This is a genomic window from Intrasporangium sp. (assembly GCF_030452765.1).
Classification (GTDB): domain Bacteria; phylum Actinomycetota; class Actinomycetes; order Actinomycetales; family Dermatophilaceae; genus Intrasporangium_A.
Genome location: NZ_JAKDLO010000169.1, coordinates 1 through 9346, shown reverse-complemented (window position 1 = coordinate 9346; position 9346 = coordinate 1). Strand labels below are relative to the sequence as shown.

Here is a 9346-nt window from a genome sequence, read left to right as displayed (position 1 = left end):
TGCGCAGTGTGCATCGACACCGGCGCGAGCTGAACCTCACCCACTGGGAGCTGTTCACCCTGCGCGACGCGGACAGCAGCCGCGACGACCCGTTCCACCGGTTCGGGGTGTTGCGCGACGACTACACCCCCAAGCCGGCCTTCGACCGGCTGCGGCGCACCATCACCGAACTCACCGCCACCGACAGCGCCGACACGTGACACGACAAGGCAGGCGAATCTGCAATGCGGAGGATGCTCGCGCTCGCAGAGACGCCGTGGCGAGCGGGCTGCCCCGCCTCGTCATGCGCCGGGATCTGCCCTGACCCGTGACGGTCGGGTCAGCCGGTCGAGCACTCCGAGGAGCAGCGCCTCGCGCAGCTGCGCGGGCAGGGCGTCGAGCAGCGCGTTGAGCGGCGCCATCCGCTCGGGCAGGACCAGGGACCCGTCGTCACCTGCCATCCCGGCCACCGCGAGCAGACCCCGATGGTCTCGCCGTCCAGGTGTGCCGGGTCGACCGAACTGGCCGCGACGACGAGCTCCTCGCCGGATGCGACCGGGCCGGCCGCGACAGCCGCGTCGGTAGCGGCCTGAAGGTCGCCGGACAGCTCGTCGAGAAGGTCTGCGGTCGCGGCGCTGACACTGAGGTGCAACGTCGCGGGCAGGTCGCCGAACGCCAGCTGCGGCTGGGTGTACCAGCCTCGGGCGAGCAGCTCGTCCGAGATCGTGAAGACGTCGCAGGTCTCGTCCGTCGTGACCGACACCAGGGTCGAGTCGGGTTGCGCGGCAAGCGAAAGCGCCGGTATGCCGTTCACCTCGGTCGCGATCGCGAGGGTTGCCTCGCGTGCCCGGCGGGCCAGCGCACGGTAGCCGTCGCGGCCGATGTGGTTCACGACGGCCCGGGCCGCGGCGAGCGGTCCACCCGACTTGGTCGACTGCATCGTCGTGTTGAGCATCGTGTAGCCCGGCCACGAGGCCGACGCGAAGAAGTGGGAACGCCGCAGGTCGGCGGATCTGTGCAGCAGCAGCGAGACCCCCTTGGGCGTGTAGCCGTACTTGTGCAGGTCGACCGAGATGCTCGTGACACCCTCGACGGCGAAGGTCCACGGCGGCTGGTCCGGCTCGTCGTCACGCAGGAAGGGCAGCACCCAGCCGCCGATGCAGGCGTCGACATGACACCGCACCCCGGCCTGAGCTGCGGCGGCCGCGATCGGGCCGACCGGGTCGATGACGCCGTGGGCGTAGGACGGCGCGGACGCGACGACGAGCACTGTCCGCTCGTCGATGGCAGCCGTCATCGCGTCGGGGTCGGCGCGCTTGCTCTCAGGATCGACGTCGATCAGGACCGGCTCGACCCGGAAGTAGTGCGCTGCCTTGTGAAAGGCCGCGTGCGCGGTCGTCGGCAGCACCATGCGCGGCGTGGTGACATCAGGGTGCGCATCCCGTGCCGCGAGGACTGCGAGCAGGATCGACTCGGTGCCGCCCGAGGTGGCCACACCGGCGAAACCGCTTGGGGCCTGGAGCAGCTCGCCGGCCTGAGCCACGAGGTCCTGCTCCATGGCGAGCAGCGACGGGAACGCCGTCGGGTCGAGACCGTTGCTCGAGCCGAACATCGCCAGCGCCTCCCGCCCGAGCGCATCGGCATCGGCGAGGCCCGAGTCGTAGACGTAGGCGAGGGTACGCCCACCGTGGGTCGGCAGGTCGTGGGTCCGCAGCGCGGTCAGGCGGGCCCGGATCTCGTCGGCATCCATGCTCAGGTCCATGGTCATCCTCTCGTCAGGGGGAATCGGGCCAGGGGGATGAACGAGAGCCCGACGAGGACGGCCGGGACGACCGAGAAGCCGACGACGATCGCCGTCAGGGCCTGCTCGCCCTGGGTGACGACGACGCCCGCTCGGGAGGACACGTAGCCGCCGAGGGCGAGCACGGCGGCATACAGGGCCGGGCCGAGCGCCAGCCCGAGCGTCTCCCCGGCCGTCCAGATCCCGGTGTAGAGGCCGACTCGCGTCTGCGCGTCGGCGTTGCGGCTTGCCACGTCGGGCAGCATCGCGAGGGGGAACAGCTGCGCGCCCGCGTAGCCGACACCGACGACCGTGACGGCCGCGTAGCCGACGGCAGTGGGCACGCTGCGGGCGGTGGCGACCGCGAGGGCGCCGACCCCGAGCAGGACCGACGCGAGCAGGTAGCCGCGCTTCTTGTCGTGGTTGAGGCCACAGCGCTGCCACAGCGGCGTGACGACGAGAGCCGGCGCGACGAAGCAGACGAACAGGATCGTCGCGGACAGCTTCGTGCCGATGATCCACGTCGAGACGTAGTCGACACCCGGCAGTGCGAGACGGACGCAGACGTCGGCCTCGCCGACACCGCGGCGCTGACCCGGATCTGGGACGAGGCGCTCGCGGTCTCGCACTGGCCGGGGCCGCCGCGCTGGGTCCACACCGATCTCATCCCGCCCAACCTGCTCGTGCGCGACGGGCCGGCTGACCGGGGTGCGGGCTCGTGGGGCCGTCGCCTCGCAGGCGGTCATCGCGCTGCCCTACTACCTCGACACGAACCCGACCATGGTCCGCCTCGCCCGTCGCGGCATCGAGGCCCTTCTCGAGGCCGGGGCGGACCTATGACGCCTTGATCGAGGCCTTCCCGTCAGGATGGTTGGGTGCCACCTGAAAACCTGCTCGTAGCGCTCCCGTGGCAAGCCGCGCGTCCCACACGGCGAAGACGGTTGCGGAGGCCCCGACGGCGAGCCCGCTCGCCAGGTGGACGGCGTCGGCACCGCCGAGAGCATGCATCGCGGCGAGTTGCCCGGCCCGACTGGAGATCGCCTCGCTCAGCTCCACCACATGAAGGGCCGCCCAGTACTCCTCCCACATGGCTTCGGCATGGCTTCGCCCGGCCCGGCTCAACCGGTGCGCGCGGGCGGCTGCCGCCAACGCAGCGCGTACCTCGGGATGAGCCAGGCGGTTGGAGACCGGTGCGTCGCAGCCGTCCCACAGCGCCGCGGCGATCTCGCTCCCGTCCTCCTCGACCAGGAGCTTGACCAGGGCGCTGCTGTCGAAGTACACGATCGGCATGGGTCAGCGGCGCTGCTCTCTGACGAGGTCGGACACCGAGCCGCTGGGTCGCGACCTGCGTGCCCCTCGAGCCGTCGGACGTCCCTGCCGCGGCCGGGTCAGCACACCCCGCCGGGTCAGCTGCTCCAGTAGGGGAGCGGAGTCGACGGGCACGAGCCGCGCGACCGGCGTCCCCCGGTCGGTCACCACGACCTCCTCGCCGGCGCGAACCCGTTCGATCCACTGAGCCAGCTCTGCCCGCAGGGTGCTGACCGCGACGTCCATGAACCAAGAGTACAACCATCCCCAACTGGAATGTACTGATCTGCCGGTGTGACAGGTCAACCGGGCTGGCTGCCCGTGCACCGGGCGCAGGTGCCCAGCAGCGCCACGTGACCCGTGTCGATCTCGAAGCCGAGAGTGGCCCGCAGCCGGTCCGCTGCCACGGCGAGCACGTCTGTCGGCGCGTCCTGGACCCGTCCGCAGACGAGGCAGCGCACGTGCGCGTGCCCGTGGGCAGGACCTTCGCCGGGCGCGTATGCCGCTGTGCCCGAGCCGCTCTCGCTCGTCCGGCTTGGGTGCCCAGCCAGGTGGTAGACGGTCGCGTTCCCCCCGACGTGGATGTGCGACAGCACCCCGGCGTCGCAGAGAGAGGTCAGCACGCGGTAGAGCGTCGCCCGGTGCGTGGACGGCTCGAGCTCGGCGACCCGGGCACCGATCTGCTCGGCGGTCAGGTGCTCGTCGGCCCGGTCGGCAGCATCGACCACCTCGAGCACTGCCCGTCGCGCCGGCGTGACCCGCTCGCCGAGCTCCCGCAGCCGCGCCAATGCCGTTGCCACCCGCGGGGTCGGGCCGGCGTGCTCCATCGGGCCATTATCTGCCCGTTGGGAAAGGGGCCGCCCAGCGCACCGGCACCCTGGCCCGATGACCTCGGTGAGCGGCATACGGGAGGGGATCGGTGAGATGAGGTCAGGTCACGGCTTCTTCGTCGGCTTCGGGGCGGGCTGGGACCGAGGCCCCCCGATCGTCACCGCGTCGCGGCACGTCGTCGGAGCCGGTGTGACGCCGGGTGGCGCGCCGGGCAGGCGGCACTGGACGGTGAGGGTCACCTTCGACTCGCCCGCGGCGACGAAGGGAGTCACGAAGTGGTAGTCCGTGGTCCGGAAGCTCTCGAGCGCCTGCTCGAGGATGATCTTGCTCCCGATGGACACGCGCAGCAGCCCCTCGTCGCCCTGGGGGTTCTCGAGGACGAAGTCGGTGATGCTGAGACTCTGGCCCTTGGGGATCGTGAAGGCATCGGTGCCGCTCGTCCCTGCCCGAGCATCGGTCACCGCCAGACGCAGTGAGAACGGCGCCGTGACCACCCGCGGAGGCACGCCGCCGGTCACGGCCACCTGCACCTGCTTGTTCGACGTGTCCGCCTTCTGGGCGGCTGCCGCAGCCTTGACCTGCGCGACCTGCGCCGCCGTCGCCGCCTTCTGGGCCTCCGCGGCCTGGGCGGCCACCTGCTTCGCCTGTGCCTGCGCCTCCTGGCGCGCCACGTCAGCAGCCTCGTCGCGGGCGGCGGCCTGAACCGCCGGTTTGAGCAGCCAGGCCCAGATCGCCGCCAGGGCGAGCAGGGTGGCCAAAGCGATCAGCAGCGCCTTGCCGAACCACTTCGGGATGACGGGCTCCTGCAGATGGGTCCCCTGGAGCGCCACCGGCAGGCTGTCCTGCGGTGTGACAGTGACGACGAACGGGATCGTCGTGGGGGGCCCGGTCCAGTGCAGCTCGACCGGGCGAACCTTGATCTTCGTGAACATGGCCCGGCCAGGGGCCACCGTGATGCCCTCGGTGTCCGACTCCTTGAGCTGCTCGGCCTGGTCGGTCACCGCGATGAACGCCGTCACCGGGACGTTGCCCCGGTTGTCGATGGCGACCTGATGCCGGCCCCCGCGACGCCCGCGGGAGGTTCGTGGCACGAGCTCGGCCGTCGTGTCGAGGAAGGGGAGGACCTCGACGACGGCCTCGGGCACGACGGTGTCGTCCGGGTTCTCCAACGGCACGACCCGGATGCCGAAGCTGAGCCGGCCGGCCGGCACCTCGCAGGACCGTGGCGGGCTGACGGTCAGGGTCGTCACCGTCGACGTGCCCGGGTAGAGGGTGAACTCCGGGTCGGCGATCGTCGTCCATTCTGCCGGCACGCCGACGACCTCGAGCTGGTAGTCCTCGACGACGTCACCGGTGTTGCGGACCTCGAGTGGGATGGTCGCAGAGTCCCCCGCGTTGAGGCTCACGGACTCCTGATCCAGCCTGGCTACCGTGCTCATGCCTCCAGCGTCGCGTTGCCGGGCAGGTCTGGCGATGGACGAGAGGGCTCACGAAAGGGCAGGTGACCTGCCCGTTGAGGCGACGTTGAGTGCCCGGAGAGGACACCGCGCCATGCTTCACGAGTCGTACATGTCGTCATATGTTCTCCCGGTCGACGCACGCCGGGGGAAGAAGGAGAGTCGCCGTGGAGCGTGTCGGTGTTCACGTCCAGGCCATGGATCCCATCTCCGCGGCAGGTGTCATCGCCGAGCTGCGCCCACGCCCTGAGGTGCGGCTACTGGGGGAGGACGAGGTGGCCCTTGCCCAGGTCGCGGTCGTCGTCGTCGATGTCGTCGACGACGCGACCATCCAGCTGCTGCGGCGGATCCAGCGTGGTGGCCGTCTGCGAACCGTCCTGATCGCCAGCCGGATCGGCAACAACGAGCTCGTCAGCGCCATCGAGGTCGGCGTGCTCGGTCTGCTCCGCCGGGAGGAGGCAACGCCGGGCCGGATGGTCAACATCATCCAGCGGGCTGCGACCGGTGACGGCACGGTGCCGCCCGACCTGCTCGGCCGGCTGCTCGACCAGGTCGGGCAGCTCCAGCGCCAGGTGCTCAGCCCACGCGGGTTGACCTTTCAGGGCCTGGCCAACCGGGAGGTCGAGGTCCTGCGGCTCGTCGCCGACGGCTACAGCACCGGTGAGATCGCCTCGCGGCTGTGCTACTCCGAGCGGACCGTCAAGAACGTGCTGCACGACATCACGACCCGTCTGCAGGTACGCAACCGGCCGCACGCGGTCGCGTACGCGATGCGCGAAGGTCTCATCTGAGCCGTGACCGGTGCTGCCCGCTCGCCCCTCGGTGGCTGCCCGAAAGGTTGACCGGTCGTCGGGTTCGCACAGACCGACTCGGCGGGGAGCGTGGGGAGGAGGACGCCGATGCAGGATGCGAGGAGGCTCGCCATGCGCGTGCCGGTGCGACGAGCCGGGCTGGCTCCGTCTGCGCGTGCCCTCGTGGGCTTCCTCGCCCTGGCGCTCTTGCTGTCCCTCGTGGCTGTCCCCGTCGATGGGGCACCCACGGCGGCGCCGACACCGGTGGGGCCCCGGATCGCCCTGACCTCCGACCAGTCGTCGATCGAGAGCGTCACCCTGCAGCAGGGTGGGGAAGGGTCCGGGCTCGCGGCAACCACCTCCGCGGCACCGGCCGCGGCGGCACCGGCCGCGGCGGCGGCACCCGGCTCGGCGGCATACGAGGGCGACGACTCGATCGGGGGTGGTCTCGAGGTGTGGGTCAGCACGCGCGACGACGCCGCGGGCGAGGTCTACGCGGCCCCGGCACCCACGGGCGATGACGCGGCTCGCGGCACGGGCGAGCGGGTGACCTGTGACGATGCGATCGAGTCGCAGCCGGCGCCCTCCCCGGACGGGCACTGGATCGCGTATGCCGCCCAAGGCCCAGACGGCTTCCGGCTCTGGCTGGCCACCGACGACCCGGATGCCGTGACCGCGTCGCAGGCGTCCGTGCGACGCTGCGGCAAGTGGGGGTCCTTCCCGCTGACGGGCAGGTCCGGGCTCGCTCCCGGGACCCACGACGGCGTCGACCTCTGGCCCGCCTGGCTGGACGGGTCGACGATCGTGTTCAGCAGCACGCGGACCTTTCTCGACGGGGAACAGCCCGACCCGCTCGGGGACCTGTGGGCCGTCCGGCTCGACCTACCTACCGGGACGGTGAGCCGCGTGGTGCGCCTGACGGACGATCCGGCGGCCGAGACCCAGCCTGCGATCGGGGTCGTCTATGACAACACCGCCATCACCTTCACGACGACCCGGTTCCGGGCCGACGGGTCGCTCGGCACCCTGCTCCTGCCTCGGGAGTGGAGTCTCGAGGACGTGGACGGGCTTCGGGACATCGAGCCGGCCGACCCGTTCGACAGCGGCTCTGAGGGCCAGGCTCTGCCACCTCAGGCTTCCGAGGCGGCGTGGTCTCCGAACTCCGGGCCTGACCTGGCGTTCACGAGCACGGAGCCGGACCCGGCGGGTGACGTCAAGACGGCGTCGTGCTACGTCGGCTCCGACGACGTGCTCCACTGCTCGCTGACAGACCCGGAGTTCCAGCCTGCGGCGGTGCCGGGACTGGCCGAGTCCCACGCAGCGTGGGTGCCGCGCAGCTACTACATGAGCCCGATACTGCGGTACACGCGCCGGTCGGGGAGCGCCGACATCACCGCGGTCGAAGCCGCGGACGGGTCCGGTCGCCGGGTCCTGGCCGGCACGGCCGGCGTCGACCAGACGTCTCCGGCATACTCGTCCGACGGGACCAGGCTTGCCTGGAGCCGCTCGAGCAGCGACGGTGGGCGCGAGATCGTCGTGGCGGACTCGGCCGGTGCGCATGTCGCCACCCTGCTCGGCTCCCGGCCCGAGGGAGCCGTCGACGTCGACCCGGCCTGGTCACCGGATGGCACACGCGTCGCGTTTGCGCGCTACGACCCGTGCCCTGACTGCGCCACCATCGCGCCCCACCTCTGGGTTGCCGACGTGGCCTCACGCCGGGCGGAGCAGGTCACCGACAACGAGCCGACCACCGCCGACGGGCGGGGCGGCGGCAGGACCTGGGACGCGTCGCCCTCGTGGGCACCCGACGGGTCCCGCATCGTCTTCTCCCGAACCGTCGACCACACCCCGAGGCTCTCGGTGACGACGACACCGGGCACGCTCCAGCCTGACAGCCAGGCGGCCTCCACGGTCACGGCCGAGATCACGCTACGCAACGACGGTGGACGGGCCGCCACCGTGACACTCACCGTGCAGGTGCCCGACTGGCTCGCGCCGGCGGGGGCGTCGAACTGCCGCACCTCCGGTCCGGCCGACGGCAGCCGCACCATGACGTGCGATCTCGGGCCGCTGGAACCGGAGGCAGCCACGACCCAGGCGGTCCGGCTCAGCCTCGCTGGTGAAGGAGGCTGGCAGTACGGCTACATGACCACCCAAGCCACTGCCACGTACGGGCAGCCGCCCCAGACCGTCAGCACCGACGAGCTCTTCACGTTCATCATCCCGCCACCCCAGTCGACCGAGACACCGACGCCGACGGAGAGCCCTTCACCGAGTGATTCGCCGACGGCAGCCCGGCCGGCGCTGGCCGCGGACGCGAGCCGGGCCCCTGACACACCGCCGGCCGGACTGCGCCCGACGCTGTGGGTTCTCGACCCCGCGACGAAGGCCGTTCACGAGCTGCGCTACGCAGATCGCGAGGCCTGCGACTGCGATCCCACGATCACGGGACGGAGCCCGTCCTGGTCGCCGGACGGCCTCCGCATCGCCTACACGGCCCGCGGCGGGCTGCGCGTCGTGCACCTCGCCGACGCCCAGGGCGACCGGGTGGCCACAGATCCCGCCTCCGACGACACGCCCCGGATCGACACGGTGCTCGGATTCAGCGACCAGTCGGCGGACGGGCCGACCGGAAGCATCCCGACCGCCGGCCGGACGCAGCTGTCGAGCGCCGCCGACCCGACCTGGTCGCCCGACGGCACCTGGCTGCTCTTCGCGGGACAGCAGGCCGGTCTCACGAACCGGCCTCTCATCTATCGAATCCGGCCGGACGGTTCCCAGACCACCGCTGTGACCGAGGGCATGCGCGCCGACACCGAGCCCGCGTGGCAGCCCTACGCCCGGCTCGGTCTCGCCGGCTCCGCGTCACCCACGACGCTCGCTCCCGGCGCGAGCTCGACGGTCACCCTCGTCGTGACCAACGCTGGTCCCGCCATCGCCAGGGACACGGTGGTCGAGGTGAGCATTCCCACCGGCCTGGCCCCGACGGTGCTACCGGAGTCCTGTCAGACGCAACCCGCCCCGACCGGCATCGCTGTCACCTGCCGCCTCGGCACCGTGACGACCGGCTCGACGACCATCACGATCGAGGTTCGGGCGATCGACCCGGGCACTTATGCCCTGTCGGCGCGGGTGGGCTCGGCGGTGCCGGACGACCAGCCGGCCGACAACACCGCCCAGATCCCGATCACCGTCACCGG

General features: G+C 71.5%; 8 protein-coding genes and 2 pseudogenes. 4 read left to right on the top strand and 6 right to left on the bottom strand.

From position 1 onward, the window contains the following. Nucleotides 1–200 (top strand): annotated as a pseudogene (locus L0H79_RS17635) (hypothetical protein); the annotation flags it as partial. A 119-nt stretch (nt 201–319) separates the two neighbouring features. Here the strand turns inward: L0H79_RS17635 and L0H79_RS17630 are convergent. Beyond that, nucleotides 320–1741 (bottom strand): aminotransferase class V-fold PLP-dependent enzyme, encoded by a 1422-nt coding sequence (locus L0H79_RS17630; RefSeq protein ID WP_301485955.1) that lies wholly within the window; start codon nt 1739–1741, stop codon nt 320–322. Between the two features lie 2 nt (nt 1742–1743). Beyond that, nucleotides 1744–2415: an MFS transporter gene (locus L0H79_RS17625; protein ID WP_301485954.1), complete on the bottom strand. Its 672-nt coding sequence runs from the start codon at nt 2413–2415 to the stop codon at nt 1744–1746. 52 nt (nt 2416–2467) lie between these two features. On the opposite strand from L0H79_RS17625, the gene L0H79_RS17620 reads away from it, so the two are divergent. Continuing rightward, on the top strand, nt 2468–2599 hold the full coding sequence (locus tag L0H79_RS17620) for a hypothetical protein (protein WP_301485953.1): 132 nt from the start codon (nt 2468–2470) through the stop codon (nt 2597–2599). On the opposite strand, the gene L0H79_RS17615 is transcribed toward L0H79_RS17620, so the two are convergent. The 4 genes from L0H79_RS17615 to L0H79_RS17600 form a co-directional block, all read right to left on the bottom strand. Continuing rightward, nucleotides 2594–3049 (bottom strand): type II toxin-antitoxin system VapC family toxin, encoded by a 456-nt coding sequence (locus L0H79_RS17615; RefSeq protein WP_301485952.1) that lies wholly within the window; start codon nt 3047–3049, stop codon nt 2594–2596. The genes L0H79_RS17620 and L0H79_RS17615 overlap by 6 nt on opposite strands. 3 nt (nt 3050–3052) lie before the next feature. After that, nucleotides 3053–3313, bottom strand: a complete 261-nt coding sequence (locus L0H79_RS17610) for a type II toxin-antitoxin system Phd/YefM family antitoxin (protein WP_301485951.1) — start codon at nt 3311–3313, stop codon at nt 3053–3055. A gap of 56 nt (nt 3314–3369) precedes the next feature. Next, nucleotides 3370–3894 (bottom strand): Fur family transcriptional regulator, encoded by a 525-nt coding sequence (locus L0H79_RS17605; protein ID WP_301485950.1) that lies wholly within the window; start codon nt 3892–3894, stop codon nt 3370–3372. A gap of 108 nt (nt 3895–4002) precedes the next feature. After that, nucleotides 4003–5337 (bottom strand): hypothetical protein, encoded by a 1335-nt coding sequence (locus L0H79_RS17600; RefSeq protein WP_301485949.1) that lies wholly within the window; start codon nt 5335–5337, stop codon nt 4003–4005. Nucleotides 5338–5522: 185 nt separating this feature from the next. Between L0H79_RS17600 and L0H79_RS17595 the strand changes: the two genes are divergently transcribed. Together L0H79_RS17595 and L0H79_RS17590 are read left to right on the top strand one after the other, a co-directional pair. Beyond that, entirely contained in the window at nt 5523–6146 is a 624-nt protein-coding gene (locus tag L0H79_RS17595) for a response regulator transcription factor (protein WP_301485948.1), read from the top strand. A gap of 108 nt (nt 6147–6254) precedes the next feature. Next, a pseudogene (locus L0H79_RS17590) lies at nt 6255–9346 on the top strand (hypothetical protein); the annotation flags it as partial.

Coding starts and splice junctions, on each gene's coding strand:
- L0H79_RS17630 (WP_301485955.1), bottom strand. CDS start 1,741: ATGGACCTGAGCATGGATGCCGACGAGATCCGGGCCCGCCTGACCGCG.
- L0H79_RS17615 (WP_301485952.1), bottom strand. CDS start 3,049: ATGCCGATCGTGTACTTCGACAGCAGCGCCCTGGTCAAGCTCCTGGTC.
- L0H79_RS17610 (WP_301485951.1), bottom strand. CDS start 3,313: ATGGACGTCGCGGTCAGCACCCTGCGGGCAGAGCTGGCTCAGTGGATC.
- L0H79_RS17605 (WP_301485950.1), bottom strand. CDS start 3,894: ATGGAGCACGCCGGCCCGACCCCGCGGGTGGCAACGGCATTGGCGCGG.
- L0H79_RS17600 (WP_301485949.1), bottom strand. CDS start 5,337: ATGAGCACGGTAGCCAGGCTGGATCAGGAGTCCGTGAGCCTCAACGCG.